The 17,614-nt window shown below is 69.6% G+C and carries 14 protein-coding genes; 7 read left to right on the plus strand and 7 right to left on the minus strand.

The annotated features are described in order from the left end of the window. Positions 1-267: 267 nt before the first annotated feature. Complete coding sequence (locus BCD48_RS12190; RefSeq protein ID WP_071048470.1) at positions 268-1,524, minus strand: PP2C family protein-serine/threonine phosphatase; 1,257 nt, start codon at positions 1,522-1,524, stop codon at positions 268-270. A gap of 781 nt (positions 1,525-2,305) precedes the next feature. After that, positions 2,306-3,904, minus strand: a complete 1,599-nt coding sequence (locus BCD48_RS12195; protein ID WP_312626676.1) for a diguanylate cyclase domain-containing protein — start codon at positions 3,902-3,904, stop codon at positions 2,306-2,308. A 517-nt stretch (positions 3,905-4,421) separates the two neighbouring features. Between BCD48_RS12195 and BCD48_RS12200 the strand changes: the two genes are divergently transcribed. From BCD48_RS12200 to BCD48_RS12215, 4 genes are all read left to right on the plus strand, one after another. Next, positions 4,422-5,834, plus strand: a complete 1,413-nt coding sequence (locus BCD48_RS12200; protein ID WP_071048472.1) for an MFS transporter — start codon at positions 4,422-4,424, stop codon at positions 5,832-5,834. A 63-nt stretch (positions 5,835-5,897) separates the two neighbouring features. Further along, positions 5,898-6,713 (plus strand): isocitrate lyase/PEP mutase family protein, encoded by an 816-nt coding sequence (locus BCD48_RS12205; RefSeq protein WP_071048484.1) that lies wholly within the window; start codon positions 5,898-5,900, stop codon positions 6,711-6,713. Positions 6,714-6,984: 271 nt separating this feature from the next. Next, the gene (locus BCD48_RS12210; protein ID WP_241841673.1) at positions 6,985-7,992 is read left to right on the plus strand and encodes an RNA polymerase subunit sigma-70; all 1,008 of its coding nucleotides are present in this window, start codon (positions 6,985-6,987) and stop codon (positions 7,990-7,992) included. Further along, positions 7,992-8,282, plus strand: a complete 291-nt coding sequence (locus BCD48_RS12215) for a hypothetical protein (protein ID WP_198543216.1) — start codon at positions 7,992-7,994, stop codon at positions 8,280-8,282. The genes BCD48_RS12210 and BCD48_RS12215 overlap by 1 nt, the downstream gene beginning before the upstream one ends. Positions 8,283-8,395: 113 nt before the next feature. Here the strand turns inward: BCD48_RS12215 and BCD48_RS12220 are convergent, their stop codons facing one another. The 3 genes from BCD48_RS12220 to BCD48_RS12230 all read right to left on the minus strand — a co-directional run bounded on the left by BCD48_RS12220 (position 8,396) and on the right by BCD48_RS12230 (position 11,101). Further along, positions 8,396-8,908 (minus strand): maleylpyruvate isomerase N-terminal domain-containing protein, encoded by a 513-nt coding sequence (locus BCD48_RS12220; protein WP_157910481.1) that lies wholly within the window; start codon positions 8,906-8,908, stop codon positions 8,396-8,398. Positions 8,909-8,922: 14 nt separating this feature from the next. Beyond that, positions 8,923-9,906, minus strand: a complete 984-nt coding sequence (locus BCD48_RS12225; protein WP_083418521.1) for an RNA polymerase subunit sigma-70 — start codon at positions 9,904-9,906, stop codon at positions 8,923-8,925. Positions 9,907-10,375: 469 nt separating this feature from the next. After that, positions 10,376-11,101 (minus strand): SDR family NAD(P)-dependent oxidoreductase, encoded by a 726-nt coding sequence (locus tag BCD48_RS12230; RefSeq protein ID WP_071048475.1) that lies wholly within the window; start codon positions 11,099-11,101, stop codon positions 10,376-10,378. 885 nt (positions 11,102-11,986) lie between these two features. Between BCD48_RS12230 and BCD48_RS12240 the strand changes: the two genes are divergently transcribed. The 3 genes from BCD48_RS12240 (at position 11,987) to BCD48_RS12250 (ending at position 15,004) form a co-directional block, all read left to right on the plus strand. Continuing rightward, positions 11,987-12,448, plus strand: coding sequence for an SRPBCC domain-containing protein (locus BCD48_RS12240; RefSeq protein WP_071048477.1), 462 nt, complete (start codon positions 11,987-11,989; stop codon positions 12,446-12,448). Then, positions 12,445-12,783, plus strand: coding sequence for an ArsR/SmtB family transcription factor (locus tag BCD48_RS12245; RefSeq protein ID WP_071048478.1), 339 nt, complete (start codon positions 12,445-12,447; stop codon positions 12,781-12,783). The genes BCD48_RS12240 and BCD48_RS12245 overlap by 4 nt, the downstream gene beginning before the upstream one ends. A gap of 1,165 nt (positions 12,784-13,948) precedes the next feature. Further along, on the plus strand, positions 13,949-15,004 hold the full coding sequence (locus BCD48_RS12250) for a septum formation family protein (RefSeq protein WP_071048479.1): 1,056 nt from the start codon (positions 13,949-13,951) through the stop codon (positions 15,002-15,004). A 206-nt stretch (positions 15,005-15,210) separates the two neighbouring features. Here BCD48_RS12250 and BCD48_RS12255 read toward each other — a convergent pair whose 3' ends face one another. Next, positions 15,211-15,516: a hypothetical protein gene (locus BCD48_RS12255; RefSeq protein WP_083418523.1), complete on the minus strand. Its 306-nt coding sequence runs from the start codon at positions 15,514-15,516 to the stop codon at positions 15,211-15,213. 36 nt (positions 15,517-15,552) lie between these two features. Continuing rightward, on the minus strand, positions 15,553-16,566 hold the full coding sequence (locus tag BCD48_RS12260; RefSeq protein ID WP_083418524.1) for a hypothetical protein: 1,014 nt from the start codon (positions 16,564-16,566) through the stop codon (positions 15,553-15,555). Between the last annotated feature and the right edge of the window lie 1,048 nt (positions 16,567-17,614).

The following is a 17,614-nucleotide window of genomic DNA, read 5'->3' on the forward strand; positions in this document are numbered from 1 at the left end:
TCGGCGGTACCGGCTCGTCGCCCCCGGCACCGTCCTACGGTGGCCGCCGCCTGGCCGTCCGAATGTGGACCTATCCACACAGGACCGTACGACCGCCGATCAGCCTGGAGATCGACGGGCCTGCGTAGTTGGTAAGCCTGTGCGCGGGATGGCGTTGTGGATCTGACAGGCCGGGCAACTGGGCGCCGGCGGCGCGGGCTGGCGCTGGCGACGGGGTCTGTTCGTGGTGTTGCTGCTGGCGGCGGCTGGGGGACGTTGCGGCGTCGGTCAGAACGGTTCGGGTGGCGTGAGGATCTCGACGGCGAGCAGCGCGACGTCGTCGTTCAGGGCGCCGCCACTCCAGGCGTGCACGCTGACGATCAGACGGTCGAGCGCGGTGTCGAGGTCTGCCGGTTCCGTCCCGGCGGTTCCGGCGTCGTCGGGTTCCCGTTCGGGTGGGTGCCGGGGCGGTGGCCGGTGGGCTACCGCGGGCGCGTGCGTTGCCGCGCAGGTCAGGGACCGAGCGCCTGCGGCGGCGTTCAGCCGGCCGGCCCGATCGGCACCGGCCGGCTGTGTGCCCAGTGAGGCGGCGGCCCCGGGTAGCAGCGGGAAGAACGTCCCTGTCACGGGGTCGCGTGCTTCGGCGATCCCGTCGGTGTACAGCAGAAGCCGGTCGCCGGGTTTCAGGCAGGCCGAGCCGACGACGTCGCCGGCGCTGCCCAGGCCCAGCGGCAGTTGTCGGCCGGGGGGTTCCAGCAGCCGCGCCTGCCCGCGCCGGACCAGGAGCGGGTCGGGGTGCCCGGCGTTGGTGAACCGCACGTGGCCGCCCTCGACGTCCATGACCACAGCCGTGGCGAAGTCGTCGTCCATCCCGGCGGAAGCCACCTCGGCGTCCAGCTCGCGCAGCACCGTGCCCAGGTCACCCGACTGGCGTGTCACCACGCGGAAGCAGCTGGTCACCAGGCTCGCGAGGCGGACGGCCGCGAGGCCCTTGCCCCGCACATCCCCGATCAACAGCCGTGCCCCGTGTTCCTGGGCCACCAGCGCGTAGAAGTCGCCACCGACGTTCGCCTCGGCCGTCGAGCTCTCGTAGCGGGCCGCCAGCCGCAGGTGCGCGACCCTGCCAGGTACCGGCGTGAGGATCGTTCGCTGGACCGCCTCCGCCACCCGCGTGACGTTCGCGAGCTTGGTCTCCCGCCGAGAGTGGTAACGGCTGAGCAGAACGGCCATCACCCCGCCCGCGGCCACTCCACCCAACCGGACCGCCTGAGCGGGCCAGCCGCTGGTAGCCGACCCGTAGAGATGATCCCGCACCCCGAGCACGACGACCGCCACCACGGCCAACACCCCGTACATCGTGGTCAGCCGCGGTCCGACGACCGTCGCGGCCAACAGCGGGCTCAGAACCGTCAGCTCCAGGATCACCCACTGGCTGTTCGCGAACTCCAAGCTCGCCAACCCCACCAACAACACCAACGGCACCAGCACCACCAGCCGGTGCCAGCCTCGGCCGGTCCGGTGATGGGCGGCGGAACGCTCAGCCATCCAGATCCGGCGCCACGCCCCACGAGGTGCTCCTCACCTCGACGGCGATACCCGCTCCCGGGCGCGGGCGAACCGGGGGCAGCCAGGGACCTGTGGGTCCATGGCTGGACCTTCGCGGCCGGGCCGCCGACTGGAGATGACCATGTATTGACCACGTCGACAGGAATCCGGACTGTCCTGGAAGACGTCGGCGATCGCTGAGGCCCTCGCTGACGGAGTGCTTGAACCTCTATGACCAGGTGTCCACCGGAGTGCGCCTGCTCGTCTGGAATCGTCGCGACAGCCACAGGTCCATGCTTCTTCGCTTCCTGACAGAGCAGGTCGTCGGCTGGTCACCGAGGAACAACGGACGCTGCCGGACTGCCTCCTCGGCAGGTGCCCCCAGCCACGTCTCGCGCTGCGTCACCATTGAAGCCGCGGCGACCTCGTCGTCCGGGACAACACCTGCGTGCCTTGCCATGCGACGCATGCACGCCGACCTCCGCCGGCTGATGTGGCGCACCGCCCCGACCGGCGAGGCGAGCAGTCGACTCGCCCGATCCCTCCCACGGAGAGCGTCGACACGGCCGAGGAAACAATGATCGCGGCGACGATGGCGAAGGCGGCGCAGACCGCCAACACGCGCCGACTTCCCGAATCAGACGCTGGCCACCCGCGGGCCTCGCCGATCAGGAAGAGCAGGGCGGCCTTCGGATCTCTAGGTCCGCGACGTCTAGAGGGCCAAAGGGCGTGCGAAAATGATCTTCCTTCGCACGCCCGGCGGCCGTTGTCCCCAGGATCACTACAGGGGAGCTGGCGCGCCGTGATGCTCCGGTCCGGGGGCAGCCAGATCGGGGGTGTAGACGGTCAGTTCGCCGGTGCGCCGCCCTTTTGCCGCATACATGGCCAGGTCGGCGCGGTGGAGCAGGGTTTCGGCGGTGACCTGTTCACGGGCCGGGTCGACGACGACGAGGCCGGTGCTCGCGGCGACGGCGTGGGTGGTGCCCGCGAGGCGGATCGGAGCCCGCACCGATGCGAGGAGGCGGCGGCCGACTGTCTCGGGGTCCTCGGCGGTGGAGGTCAGGAGGATCGCGAACTCGTCGCCACCAAGGCGGGCGACGGTGTCTGACCCGCGTACGCAGCTGGTGAGTCGGCGACCTGTGACGCGTAGCAGGTCGTCGCCGGCCGTGTGACCGAACACGTCGTTGACCTGCTTGAAGTGGTCGAGATCGCAGAACAGCACAGCCAGACGCCCGGTGGGCTGGTCACGGCGGCTGAGGGCCTGGTCAAGCCGGTCGTTGAACAGGGCGCGGTTGGCCAGCCCCGTGAGCGGGTCGTGGAACGCCTGGTGACGTAGCTGGTGGCGGCTCTCCTCGAGCTGGCCGACAAGGCGGATGTTGTCGGCCATCGTCGCCGTCTGCCGCACCGCCGCGAGTAGCAGCAGGGCGAGCAAGACCCAGATCTCCTCCTGGCGGGCGATGTCCTCCCCGGCGATCTCGATCAGTGTGACGGCGGCGGCCGCACCCAATGGCAGGTAAGGCAGGAGGGCGTGCCACCAGCGGCGACGCGGCGCGACATATAGCCGGTCCGCATCGGGACCAGTCGGCAGCGGCGGTCGTAGAGGCCCATCGGGAGACAACGCCGCGAGTCCGATGAGCAAAGGACCAGCGACCAGAGGCAGGTCGACCAACCGTGGGAGGTCACGCAGACCGCGCACGACAGCGGACAGGTACCACATGAGCGATGCCGCCTGGGTCAGCAGGCCGACCATCAGCAGTACCAGGCCGAGACCGGCGCGTGGCTGACGAAAGGTCGCGACCAGGATCACGACAACCGTGAGGACCAGACTGACCGCGGTGATAATGATCAGATAGAGGGTTCCGGCAGCCAGCGGCCCTCTTCGTTCGATCACGTCTTCGAGCACGGCGACCCAGGCCAGCAGTCCGACCGCCCCGACCACGATCACACTGTCGAGAATGGTGATCACATACCACCGGCGGTCCCGGCCACGCTCGGGGCCGTGCGAGGACAGGTCGAACGGGTCCGACGGATAGAGCAGCACCCCCGCCAGCCCGAACGCGCATGGAACCAGGAAGAACAGCGACGCCGCCGTCAGCCGCGCCGCCGGCGCTCCCCCCGCGGCCACGTCCCGGAACAACGCGACCGCCCCGGCGGCGACCGCCAGCACCATCACCGCCACCAGCAGCCGCCACCACCGTTGCGCGCCCCGGCGCCGAAGACCGGTCACCACACAGGTAAGTCCACCCAGCAGCAGGCTGACGATCAGGATCAGGCGGAGCGTGAGCAGCGCCGCCCGACCAGCGGGCACCACAGCGACGATGGCCGCCGCGACGACGACCAGAACCGAGACGGCCGCGGCCCCCCAGAACCAGCGGCTCACACCTGGGCGGCTCGGAGCCGGCCGTGTTTCCTGCCTGGGCGGCGTGGCCACACAGCCCATCGTGTTCACCGCCTCAGACCGCCCCAGCCCGCACCGTCGTCGAACAGCACGGCGCACTGCCCCTGCTACCGCCTACCCTGACCAACGGAAAATACCCAACCAGCTACACATAGCGACAGCGTGGACACGCTGAGGGATCACCTCGGCCCGCACCATCCGCGCCTACGACCAGACGGCTGTCGCCGCCCCGTTACCGTGCCAGCAGGCGGCAGACCGGACGACGCAGGCCACCGTCTCCGGCATGACCGATCGCCTCTGTCGTTCACGACCCTGTGGGGCGCCAGAAGTCGGCGTGGGCCCGTGACCTGTGACGATGCGATGGGACGGCCGTCGGCATGATGGTCAACCATGTCAGCGCGCCTGCGCTAGCGGACGGCGAAACGTCTTCGACCCACATCGGTGAACCGCCGGGCCGAGATCGGTCAGTACTGGCACTCAGTCCGATCTGGAGGCATCGGTGACCAGAACACAGAAGTGGGTGCTCGCGCTCACGTCGACCGCGGCGCTCATGGTGGCCCTCGACCAGCTCGTGGTGTCCACCGCACTCAACTCGATCCGCAACGATCTACACGCCTCGATCGCCACGCTCGAATGGACTGCCAACGCCTACAGCCTCAGCTTCGCGGTCCTGCTCGTCACCGGCGCTGCCCTCGGTGACCGGTTCGGTCGGCGACGCATGTTCGTCGTCGGACTGGCGATCTTCTCGCTCGCGTCCGTGGCCTGCGCGCTGGCGCCGAGCATCGGCATCCTCGTCGCGGCCCGGGCCGTGCAGGGTGCTGGTTCGGCGCTGGTGATGCCGCTGGCCGTCGCGCTGCTGACCGGCGCCTTTCCTCCAGAAAAGCGCGGCGGCGCGCTGGGCATCTTCACCGCGCTGACCGGCCTCGCGGTTGTCGGCGGCCCGCTGGTCGGAGGCGCGGTCACCCAGGGCATCGCATGGCAGTGGATCTTCTGGATCAACGTGCCGATCGGGGCCGTCCTCATCCCGCTCGTGCTTCTGCGCACGAGCGAAAGTCACGGCCCCCGCGTCCGCCCCGACGTGCTCGGCCTCGTCCTCGTCTCGGCCGGAATGTTCGGCCTCGTCTGGGGGCTGGTGCGCGCCGACGCCGCCGGCTGGGGCAGCGCGGAAGTGATGACCGCTCTGGTCGCCGGCGCCGTCATGACGGTCGTGTTCGTCGCCTGGGAGACCCGGGCCCGCGAGCCGATGCTGTCGCTCGGCCTGTTCGCCGATCGTGCCTACACCGGCGGCAACATCGCCATGTTCCTGCACACCGGTGCACTGTTCAGCTCGGTGTTCTTCCTCGCCCAATACCTCCAGATCACCCTGGGCTACAGCCCGCTCGGTGCCGGCCTACGGTTCCTGCCCTGGACGCTTCCGCTGTTCGTCATCGCCCCGGTCGCCGGACGCGTCCTGGACCGGATCGGCAGCCGGCTGCTGCTCACCGTTGGCCTCGTCCTTCAGTTCATCGGTCTAGGCTGGGTGGCGCTCACCATCGCCGACGGACGCTCCTACACCTCCGCGGTTGCCGCCCTCGTAATCGCCGGCTGCGGTGCCAGCATGGCGATCCCGGCCGGCCAGAACGCCGTCATGAACGCCGTGCCACGCGAGGCGATCGGTAAGGCATCCGGCGTCTACAACACCGCCCGCCAGCTCGGCGGCGCATTCGGCATCGCCATCCTCGCCGCGGTCTTCGCAGCCAAGGGCGACTACTCCAGTCCTGACGCCTTCCGTGACGGCGTCGGGCCCGCCCTGGGCGTTGCCGCCGGGATGTCAGCACTCGGCGCGATCGCCGGTGCCCTGATGCGGCAACGCACCACCGACGTCGCCACGGCCGTACCCGCGCCGGTCGCCGCCGACGCCCCCGCCCGCTGAACACCGAGACCGTTGCTCGACACCGACCGCATCCGACGACCACCACATGACATGGAGACGATCATGACTTCCCATCCCATCCCGGCCGCCAGTACCGACGACACTTCACCAGCTCACAAGGCGGCCGCACTGCGCGCCCTGCACGTGCCCGGTGATCCGCTCGTGGTGCCCAACGCCTGGGACGCAGTCTCGGCCACGATGGTCATCGACGCCGGCTTTCCGGTCATCGCCACCAGCAGTGCGGCGACAGCGGCGATACTCGGCTACGCCGACGGCGAGGCCACACCGGTGGAAGAAGTGCTCGCAGCGACTGCGCGGATCGTGCGTGTCGTCAGCCTCCCGGTGACCGTCGACTTCGAACGCGGCTACGGACTACCCGCCCACGAGCTGGTCGAGCGACTCAGCACCACCGGCGCCGTCGGACTGAACCTGGAAGACTCCAACCCGGCGACCGGCGAGATGATCGATCCCGCCGAGCAGGCAGACTTCCTCGCCTCCGTGCGGGAAGCCGCGGTATCGCTCGGCGTGGACCTGGTCATCAACGCGCGCACCGACTCCTTCCTGCGCCGAGCCGGATCACCGACAGAGCAGCTCGAGGGCACGATCGAGCGCGGGACGCGCTACCTCGCCGCCGGCGCGGACTGCGTCTACCCGATCGGCCTCGGCGACTACGCCGTCATCCGCCAGGTCACCGACGGCATCGCCGGCCCGATCAACATCGGCTACGGACGGCGAGGCGAGCGCCCCCTGGCCGAGCTCGCGGCGCTCGGCGTCGCCCGCATCAGCTTCGGCCCCAGCCTGCAACGACAGCTCTACAACAAGTTCGCGTCGGCCCTGTTCACGGCACTGGCCGACGACCAGAACCCGTTCGTGCTGTGACCCCACCCGCCCGAACACTCGACAGAGCAGGGACCCGGTGGGTTTTCTGAAAGAAAAGGTCGCTGCCGTGTACGACGAACGGGACGAGGGCATCATGCCGGCTCTGCGTTTGCTTGCTCCTGGACTCGGCATAACAGAAAGAATCAGCAAACCAACACGCAGCGAATACCCGCAGCGAACGGGCACCTGCTTGTCCTCTACCTCGTGGCCGCTGGCATGGTCTCTTGCCGTCCCAGCGATGAAACTAGGCCGCGAGGGACGTCTAACTTAGGTGGACGTACCAGGGATCGACGACGCGCGTGGGGGAGATCAGGCGGCGTTCTCGCGGCTGGCTGAGCCGTTCCGGCCTGAACTGCAGGTGCACTGCTACCGGATGCTCGGGTCGGTCGAGGACGCTGAGGATGCGGTGCAGGAGACGTATCTGCGTGCCTGGTCGCGGCTGGACACCTACGCGGGCCGTGCGTCGTTCCGGGCCTGGCTGTACGGCATCGCCACGCACGCCTGTCTGGACGCTCTGCGCCGGCGCAAGGCGCGGGTGTGGCCGCCTGACCTGGTCGCACCGGGAGACCCGAGACGAGAGCCGACGCCGCCGGTCGAGCTGCCCTGGCTGCAGCCATACCCGGACCGGCTGTTGGACGCGCCGGCACCGGTCGAGGACGAGCCGGAGGCGCTGGTCACCTCGAAAGAGACCATCGAGCTAGCGTTCTTGGCCGCGATCCAGCGGCTGCCGGCCCGTCAACGCGCCGTGTTGATTCTGCGCGACGTGCTCGAGTGGCCGGCACGCGAAACCGCGACTTCGCTCGGCATGACCCAGACCGCGGTGAACAGTGCGCTGCAACGGGCGCACAGCACCCTCGCGCAGCATCTCGTCGTCGACCGGAACGAGTGGTCCTCGGACTCGACCGAAACCGAGAAGGCACTGCTAAAACAACTGATCGACGCGTGGGAGCGGTCGGACGCGGCTGCGCTGGTGGCGCTGCTGCGCAGTGACGCGCGGCTGGTCATGCCGCCGCGACTGTCCTGGTTCTCCGGCCGCGACGACGTCGAGGAGTTCTTCCAAGGACACGTCTTCGGGAAGATGGGGGGCCAGTGGGCGCTGTTGCCCACCGCCGCGAACAGGCAGCCCGCGTTCGCGCTGTACTGCCGCGCCCCTGGCCGGCACACGCACGACGCGTTCGGGATTGGTGCTCTCCAGATCATGGACGGCGCGATCACGGAGATCGCCATGTTCACTGACCCGGGCCTGTTCGGCCGGTTCGCGCTCCCGACCCACCTGTGATGGACGACGACGAGAGGTTCTCGCTCGAGGACTTCCCGTGCCCAGCAGGGTTCCGGGTCCGGAGCCTGCACCTTGAGCCGCACGATGCGATGGACTGGCAAGCAGACTGGGCCGAGGCGCTCGTCGTCGTAGAGCAGGGCGAGATGGAGATCGAATGCGCCTCCGGGGTACGGGCGCGCTTCGACGCGGGAGCCGTCTTGACGTTCGACGGGCTAAGTCTGCGGCGTCTGCACAACTGTGGCGAGACCCGAGTCGTCGTCACCTTGTTGTCCCGCCAGATCACACCCTGAGCTCGACCCCGGACCACGCTGGATGGCTGTTTCGCGGCGGGACGCATGTCTGGCTCTGATGGCTGTGCTGCATTTCTCACTGTGGAACGTCGTGTCGCACCGATGCTGGTACATCAGCCGGCGCGCCGGCCGAAGAGCGCGAGCAGACGCTGGGTGTCACTGGCACCCGACGGCGACGCTAGGCGTGCACCGAATAGTCCGCCGCGGTCGATCTCGCTCAGCACAATCGGAGCGAGGCGGACGAGCGCGCGGACGTGATCGGCGGGGAGGCGAGGAGTCGCTCCGACCGCGGTGTCGATGTCCCAGGCGTGGACCGTCAGTTCGAACGCTCCGGTCAGCGACGTCAGGTCGACGGCCGGCGCGTTGGCCGGCGCGTCGGATACAGCCTGCCGAAGTTCGTTGAGCGACAGTTCGGCGCGGATGCATCCGGTCGTGGTTGTCGGGATTGGCGCCGCACCTGTGATGACCTCGGTCAGTGTGGACGCCGAGTCGGCGACGTGGTGCACGAGCTGGCCGAGTTGCCACTCGCTGCACGGCGTCGGGCGGGTCGGCAGCGTCCGACGGGCGACGTGCAGGCTGGCCGACATCAGGTCGGCGGCGACCAGGAGCAAGGGGCGGGAGTCCACGGGGGCATCCAGGCTCATGCCGGTCGCTGGGGGAGGACGATCGGACGGCCGAACGTCGGGAACAGTTCTGGGTTGAGGAAGACGACGATGCGGGTGATAGCGCCATCGTGCTGTTCGATCAGGTGTATCCCGTGGGCGCGGAAGGAGCCGTCTGGTTCGCCTGCGTACATCGCCAGCGCCGGGTAGCCGTTGGCGGAGGTGAGCAGCGCGGTCCGCCGGTGGGCGAACACGCGTCGGTGGTGATGATCGAGGACAGACGCGCGGCCTTGGAACCAGCGTGCGATGGGGGGCATCTCGTAGGTCACATCAGCGCGGAGCAGGTCAGCCAATAGCTTGGCGTCACCGGCTTCGAAGGCCACCAGATAGCGACGCAGCACCTCGGTGTCCAAGTCGGGGGAAGGGACCACTCGATCTTGGTCAGGTAGATCGCTGGCGATGGTCGAGCGGGCACGTTGCAACAGGCTGCGCACTGCGGTAACCGAGATGTCGAGAAGGTCAGCGACCTCGGCCGGGCTGAACGCGGCGACGTCGACCAGCAGCAACACGGCGCGCTGGCGAGCCGGCAGGACCTGATAGGCGGCGATCAATGCCAGTCGTGTGCTGTCGCGGAGTGCGACGATCGCGGCCGGGTCGTCGGCCTCGTGGAGCAGGTCGGCCGTCGGCGCGGGCTGCAACCACGGGGTTGCGTCGAGCTTGGACAGGTCGGGGTGCTCGGAGTCGGTGGGCCCGCCAAGCCCGGACGGCAGGATTCGGCGATCGGCGCTGGCCAGAGCGGTCAGGCAGGCATTGGTGGCGATGCGGTGTAGCCAGGTCCGCAGCGACGAGCGTCCGTCGAAGCGGTCGTAGCCGCGCCACGCCCGCATCAGCGTTTCTTGAACGAGGTCCTCGGCATCCTGGTACGAGCCGAGCATGCGGTAGCAGTGCGCGAGCAGTTCCCGTCGGTAGGGATCTGCCATCTCGGCGAACTCGGTGACGGCGGCGCCGCTGTCACTCGACACTGTGCACCTCCACGCGCGCGAAACATTCTCTGGGCTCGCGGGCTGGGGCCGTGAGCGCTGAGAGATCGGTCGGCCGACCGATCATTGAGTATTGACTCCTCGAACAGGCCGGATTCACCGGTGGCGACTTTGGCGTTTCGTGAAGTCGCGGCAGGTTTCAGGTCGGGACGGCCCTGGCACGATTGTCTCGCATCAGGGCCGTCCCGGAGCTGACGCGGGGACCGATACACGAGCGCCGGACCTCGCTAGAGGTCCTACCGGCCGTCTAGTGATCCCTGTGGAACTGAGAGCGGAGCCGGGTCACGACTGGGGCGATTCCCGCGCGATCGACTCGGCGATGCGCTCGATCCTTGCCAGCCGCCGGTCCCAGTCATCCGCCGGCGAGCTCACGAGAGCCTCCATCGAGGCGGGCCCTGCGGGGACGACTCAACCGGTCCGCCCTGATCAGGCTCACCCGGTGTCGTTGCCCTCACGCGGGACTCAGCGACGCCGCGAGGAGAGCGGCGTTGGCCCGCTCGAGTTCCTTGACCGCGCCCACGCGCCAGCCCTCGGCCATCGGCTCGGTCATCGGGTCGGGGAAGATCTCCTCCTCGCCGTTGTCGACGCCGTCGAAGATCGCCCGAGCCACCGCGTCAGGCGTCGCCTTCGGGATGGGCAGGTCGCGCGTCATGTCGGTGTCTACCGGACCAGCGAGAACGGCGTGGACGGCTACCCCATCGCTGGACAGTAGAGCGCGCAGCGCCTGCGTCAGGGAGAACGCGGCCGCCTTGGACACGGAGTAGGCCGGAATGACCGGCAGCGCAGCCAGGGCGGCCACCGACAGCACGTTGACGATCGAGCCCCGCGAGAGCTTCAGTGCCGGCAGGAAGGCCTGAGTCACCCGGTAGGTGCCGAACAGGTTCACCGCGAGGTGCTGCTCGAGGACGCCGGCGTCGCCGAGGTCGTCGTACAGCGCCAGTCCGGCGTTGTTGACGAGGATGTCGAGGGAGCCGATGCGCTCAGCGGCGGCACGGACCTGGTCGGCATCGGTCACGTCGATGGTCACTGGCACGACCCTGCCATCGGCATGGGTCAAGGTCTGCCGAGTGCCGGCGTACACGCGCCGCGCTCCTCGGCGCAAAGCGTCCTCGACCAACGCCTGCCCGATGCCACGGTTGGCACCGGTAATCAACACTGTCTTGTCTTCGAACGACATTCCCTGCTCCTTGTCGGTAGTGCTGGTTGTCGACCACCGGGCGGTGTCGAAAGAATCGAGTGGTGGCCCACGACATCGGGGACTGGTGCGGGCCGCCGGTGCCGTCGTGGCGCCGTGTCCGTGGACTCCTGCGGCTGAGAAGTGGGCGGACGAGCCGGTCAGCCGTTGGCCAGGAGAGCAGCGGGTTCGGCGATGAGTGACGATGCCGCCGGCTCGGTGGAGCGGCGGGTCACCAGCAGTCCGATCGGCACGCCGAGCACAGCGATCGCGGTGCAGGCCAGAGCGCCCAGTGGAAGCCGCCGGCGAGAGTCTCGGCGAGCGGTTCGGGGCGAGCGGCAAGGGTGGCGGTGTGGGCCACCGACGGGCTGTTGTCATTGCTGTCCTCGCTATGCCTGCCGGTCAGGGTCACTGGTGTGACGCACCGCAGGGCTGCGAGTCATCGATCGACGGCAATCTCCTGCCGCGGCGGCCGCCCTCCTTGTCTTGGTGGACGGCGACGCCCGCGATGCCGAGCAAGTCGCGGCCGGTGGGGACCTGGCGCAGGACGAGCAGTCCGATGGCGTCAAGGTCGCCGACTCGAGGACGCGACGGTGCAGCTGGTCGTCCAGTCGGATCAGCGCGGCGAGCACCGCGCGGTCTGCCCAGTCCCACCGTGGCTTGGGCTGGGCGCGGCCGTAGCACTGCGATCTCGTGTCGGAGCACGAGTAGCTCGATGTCCTTCTGCCGATGCTCGGTAGGTCCGCCTCCGCGGAGGTCCCACCACGGATCGACAAATACAGGCTGCTCCCTCCCCGAAACCGTTTGCGCAACGAGAGGTTGCGTTAGTGGGGCGCGCCGGATACGTTGACGTGCAACCACCGGTTGCGTTGAGGCCAGGAGGATCACATGGAGTACGGGAGCATCGAGCGGGAGCTCCACATTGACGCCACCCCCGAGGTGGTCTACGAGGTGATCAGCTCTCCCGAGCACGTGCGCGAGTGGTGGACCGACGACGCCGAGCTCGACCCGGTCCCCGGGGCCACCGGCGCGTTCACCTTCGGCGACCCGACGGTACCCGGCGCGAAGATTGTGCCGCTCACCGTCTTGGAGGCTGACCCGCCCCGCCGGTTCGCGTTCCGCTGGGCGTACGACGAGGGCCCGGCCACCGAGACGAACTCTTTCCTGGTGACCTTCGACCTCGTTCCGTCAGGCGACGGCACGCTGGTGCGCTTTAAGGAGACCGGCTTCCGCGAGCGCGGGTGGGAGGCGGCCGTGCTGGAGGAGGCCTACCTCGACCACGTCCGCGGCTGGGACCAGTTCCTCCCGCGCCTCGTCACGTATGCCAACAGGCTGGACGCGCGGCCGTGAGCACCACGATCGATGACGACCTCTGGTCCGCGGTCGGCGACCCGACCCGCCGACGGATGCTCGACCTGCTCCTCGCCGACGGAGGCGGTACGGCGACCACGCTCAGCAAGCAGCTGCCCGTCACCCGGCAGGCGGTCGCCAAGCACCTCGGTGTGCTGGACCGCGTCGGCCTGGTGCACGTGACGCCGGCGGGGCGCGAGCGCCGCTACGAGGTGGACGAGGCCCAGCTCGCCCGTGCGGTCGCCCAGCTGTCCGCGGTCGGCGCGACCTGGGACGCCCGGCTGCAGCGGATCAAGCGGATCGCCGAGCGGATCCAGCGCGGCAAGCAGGGCTGACCGCACCTGCACACCCACGATTCGCCGCCCCGTCCGTGGCGGCGGCGAACGACCGCGCCCTGAAGCGGGAGCGCACACCCGGAAACCGAGGAAGAGGAAACGGGACGGTGCACCGATCCGTAGTAACCGGCGGCCGGGGCGGCCCCGCCGAAGGGCGTGTCTCCTTGTCCCACTGCTTCACAGAAGTGGCCACCGACCTGATGAGCATGACGGCGCAGCTCGAGACCAGCGAACGCCGCCCGGCCCCCCGCGACGTGCGCATCGCCTACCCCACTAAGAGGAACGAAATGCCCGTGTAGATCACCCGGTGGTCGCCCACCCGGATCCGCCAGTACCCGGGCCGGGCCGCATCTGGAGGCAGCCCACCGGCCGCTGCGTGTGCTCCGGAGCCGCGACCGCGCGCAGAACCCGGGCCCTGGACGTCAAGGGGCAGCTTCCCGAGGGCACGTTGCACGTTCCCGAGGGCACGCTGCACGGGCGGCGCGAAGCGGGCGGCGTAGGACGGCACGTCACGCCGCCCCCAGTGGGCGAGGGCTGCGGCGGCGAACGTCCGGATATGCCGGTAATGTGCGCGCCACGTTGACGCACGTCGAAGCCTTGCGGCCGAGACGGAACGCGGATCCGGCGCGGGGGGTCGCGGCGGCTGCCGCGACCCGGCCCGAGGCTCGGTGCGTCCCCACAGCGAGGGGGCTGGGAAACCGTGGCCGAGAATGTTCACCTGGAAAAGGGGCCGGAAGCTGGCGTTCCGGCGTCTGGGAGCGGTCCCGGTGAGCCAGCGGTCGACGCGACGGCGGACCGCGCGCCGACGGTTGAGGCGCAGGCTGACGACGCGACGGCGGTAGCCGCGCTGGCTGACGGCGCAGCGGCTGGCGCCACGCCTGTCAACGCCGCGCCCACCGACGAGGTGCCGGCCACCGATGTGGCTACTGCCGATGTGCCACCGACGGGGGCGGTGCCGGCGGGCCCTGCCCGCTGGTCGGCGCCCGCGCCCGGCGATCCGGCCATGGCCCGTCCACCGCACCCGACCACCCCCTGGGCGGTCCCCGTTCCGCCGGCCGCGCCCGCGCCGGCCCCCGGCCCCGCGGTGTCGCCCGTTCCGGGGCACTTGCCCATGCCCGGCGGCGCCGGCGGTCCGTGGAGGCCGGCGTGGGGCCGGACACCGCCCATGGGCCCGCCCTCACCGGGCACCGGCGGCTGGTACCTCAACCCGGCGAGCGGCCAGCCGACCTGGCGCCCCGCGGCGCCGGCGCCGGTGCCGACGAGACGGCGGTCGACGAAACTCGTCGCGGCAGTCGTCGTGGGCTCGGTCGTGGGACTGGCGGTCCTGGCGTTCGCGGCGACGACCATCGTGGGGCTCGTTGCCGGGGACGACGCCGAAAAGGAGCCCGTGGCGGCCCCGGCGCCGGTCGCCACCGCCGCGGTGACCCCGTCACCGACCCCACTGCGCAACGCCCGCCTCACGCAGTACGACTACGAACGCGGCAAGTGCTACTTCTGGCCCTTCGTGAATGACCCGACCCCGGACGTTGACGAGGTCCCCTGCTCCGAGCCCCACCTGTTCGAGTCCGTCGCCGACGAGCCCATCGACCTCTCGGCCGACTTCTCGACCATCGCGCCTTACCCTTCCGTGTCGGACTGGTGGGCGATCTCCGCCCGACTCTGCCAGCAGACGGTCGAGGCCTACCTCGGCCACTCGATCGACCCGCATGGCCGGATCAAGATCGAGCCGATCATCCCGGTTCTGGAGGGCTGGGTCCTCGGCGAGCGGGAGATGACCTGTGGCGTCCGGGTCTCCAGCTCGCATCCGCGCGACCCCGTCAGCTATGTGTCCACTGGCTCGGCGAAGGACCTCGACCAGTCGCGGGTCTGGGAGCCGGGGGTCTGCCTGAACGCGGAGGGGATCCCCTTGCTCTGCGAGTACGAGCACGTCTATGTCGCGGTTGGTGATGTCGTGCTGCCCGGCGTCCCGGGCTCGGCGCCACCGTCCGACGAGCAGCAGGGGGAACTGATCGAGACGTCCTGTGCCGAACGGGCGCGGGAGTTCTTCGGTCCGTCGTTCCAGGAGTTGGAGCTGGAGAACCTCGGTGTCATGTGGTACCCGATCACGCGGGACGGCTGGGAGTTCGGCAACCGGACGATCAGCTGCCTGATCGGCTACGTCAACGCCGACGGCACCCCACGCGTCACTACCGGCGACCCGCGCAGGGGCCGCCCGGCCTGACAGCAGGAGGTCGGGTGGCGATGCTGAGCTGACACCACGATCGTTGTCATCGTTCCGGCCCGCGAGACCTGGTCACAGGCTGAGCCAGCGTTACGAGTTCACCGCTTCGGAGGTCATCGCCTTGCTACAACTCTGGCGGTAATAAAAGCTACTGGTCGGCGCGGGGCACCCCACCTGAATAGGAAATCATGCTTTCGGCTGTTTGCTCAGTCTGACCAGCGGAGGTCCTCTTCGAGGGCGCAGATGGTGTCGTAGATGGTGGTGGAGGGCCAGGGAGGTATGTCGGGGCGCTGCCAGGTGAGATGCACCCGGGCCCAGCCACCACCTGCCAGCATGATGATGATGTCGTCTTTGGTCTCTGATCGGGCAACGACCTCGAAGGCCTGCCGGTGCAGAGGATGGCCAGTGGCCACCTCCTTGCGAAGCTCGGTCGCCAGAGCTTCACGCTGCCGATGTTCGGCAGGTCCGCCTCCACGGAGGTCCGACCACGGATCGACAAATACGGGCTGCACGCGTTCTCTCTCGACGAGACCGATGAGGCCGGAGCCTCAGCCGTTCTTGCCGCGGCGGCGTTTCTCGTGGCTGACCAGGACGTCCAGGCTGGAGTCGTCGGTGACTGCGTCGGGTGTCTGGGCGCGGCGCTGGGAGCTCGATGCCGAGCGGTTGCGGGCGGGAGCGGGAGCGGCCAGCGCCGGCGACGGGGCTGGCGGCGCGGCGGCGGGGTAGGCCGGCGTGCGGACACCGGGCGGGAAGGCGTCGGCCAGAGACGGTTTGTTCAAGCCAGAGCGGCGGCGCTGCCCGGAGCGGTAGTCCTGGCGCCGGATCGGCGTGGTGGCCGGGTCGATCGGCTGGGAGGCCTCGGTGCCGGACCTGGTGCTTTTGGCACGGCCACCGGCGGGTCGTCCGGCGGCCGGGTCGGCCGTGGAGGCCGCTGTGGCCGACCCGGCGGTGGCCCGCCTGCCGGTGCGCGAGCGGGAGCCGGCTTCGGAGGCCAGGGCCGCGGTGCCGCCCGAGCGGGAAGGCTGGTTGAACCAGTCGAAGGACGAGCCGCGGCCGCGTAGCGCCGTGTTCTCCGCCTGCACGATCACGAGCAGCGCGGTGGCGAAGGACGCACGGGTCCGGGCCTCCGCCAACTGGCGTTCCAGCTCGGCGACGTAGGCCGGGTCGATCGGCGCGGCCTTGGGCTCAGGGGCGGGAGCGGGGGCGGGGGCGGGGGCGCCGTCGGGGTCGACGGTCGTCTCGAACGCCTGCGCGTGCAGCTCACGGAGGACCGGGAGCTCGGCCGTCAGCGCCGGGTCGGCCTCGGCGAAAAGCAGGTTGACGTAGATCTCGACGACTCGCCATTCGATGGCCTTCTCGCCGCGGAACTGACGGCTCAGATCCCGGGTCCGGGAACGGTGGATCTTGGGGGGTCCCTGATCTGGCCAGAGCTGCCGGGCAACCATGTCGTAGCTGACCCGATAGGGGTTGTTGAGTTCGTTCAGGCGGGTCAGGAGGATTTTCTGGGATCCATCCTTCAGATCTGGGCGTGGCCCTTTGGGGCGTGCTCCCACGAGGCTCACCCACACACCGTCCGCGCGGCGACTGGGAAGCTCGCTGAAGGATGGGTTCGCGGCACTGCGCAGGTCCTTTCTCCGGTCCCCTCGCACGCGCGCCGCCAGCGCGTCGGGCGGGGGGATGGGCCTACCGGCGGGTTCCCCGACCCCCCGCCCCGGTAGCTGCGGATAATACGGCCCGAGTGCCGCGGATGCGGGGATGTCGGGCGTCTGACCACCGGCTTCGTTGCGCCGGCAACGATCAGAGGCGACGGCGTGCGGAGCACTCGGACCAACCGGTCCGGTCCGGTTCGGGTCAGTCCACCCCGGACGATGTAGATCGGGTCTCGCAAGCCCATAGCTCCGCACGCGCTCCCTCGTCATCTTTCCCCTTTGCCTGCCCGCCTGGCGCGCCACGAACGACCGCGGAACGCTGCATCGCCAGAAAACTCGGTGGCCTGATGCGCGGCAAGGTCGCACGACCAGGACTTCGGGACAACATCGTGGCGCCCTCCGCGCAGGCTTCGGACGCCGACGGTCGCAAGGCGCTGTCGCAAGGCGCTCGAAATATCGAACCGGTCCGTAGGATTCTGTCGCCGCGGGTTGAAGCAGGTTCTCGAATCCGACTTCGGGCGAGGTGACTGTCCCGGTCCGCGGTGAGAGCCGCCGGCTGTGCCCCAGGGCTGCGACAAAGTCGTGGGCGGCGTGTCGGCTGGCGTCGTGGGCCTGTAGCGGCTACGGCTGCCGGGTGTACCGGCCCGCGACGGCCGCCGTGTGTCTGATCAGCTTCTGCCTGGTCGGCCGCGGGATCGTCGGGTTGGGCTGTTATCTGGTCTTCTGCGACTCCGCGCGGCGGGAGAGCGGGGGCGCTGCCGTCGGGCCGGCCCCGGGAACGGGCGGACGCGGCGCCCACGGGATGATCGAGGTTCCTACGCCATGATCGTCCGAGAGTGGGGCCGCGTCCGTGCCTTCAGTGTCGCCTACCCGTGTTCCCGCCGGTCAGCGGGCCCGGCTGGCGGCCAGAGCGGTCGGGCAGGCCGGTGGGCTGCTCGGCGCACTCGGCGTGGTGCCCGAC

Origin of the sequence: Pseudofrankia coriaricola (genome assembly GCF_001854805.1) — a bacterium.
GTDB lineage: Bacteria > Actinomycetota > Actinomycetes > Frankiales > Frankiaceae > Pseudofrankia.

Excerpts from the sequence above, each read along its gene's own strand:
- BCD48_RS12215 (WP_198543216.1), top strand. The coding sequence starts at position 7,992 with ATGGACGACGACGAGAGGTTCTCGCTCGAGGACTTCCCGTGCCCAGCA.
- BCD48_RS12250 (WP_071048479.1), top strand. The coding sequence starts at position 13,949 with ATGGGCCCGCCCTCACCGGGCACCGGCGGCTGGTACCTCAACCCGGCG.
- BCD48_RS12205 (WP_071048484.1), top strand. The coding sequence starts at position 5,898 with ATGACTTCCCATCCCATCCCGGCCGCCAGTACCGACGACACTTCACCA.
- BCD48_RS12240 (WP_071048477.1), top strand. The coding sequence starts at position 11,987 with ATGGAGTACGGGAGCATCGAGCGGGAGCTCCACATTGACGCCACCCCC.
- BCD48_RS12230 (WP_071048475.1), bottom strand. The coding sequence starts at position 11,101 with ATGTCGTTCGAAGACAAGACAGTGTTGATTACCGGTGCCAACCGTGGC.
- BCD48_RS12190 (WP_071048470.1), bottom strand. The coding sequence starts at position 1,524 with ATGGCTGAGCGTTCCGCCGCCCATCACCGGACCGGCCGAGGCTGGCAC.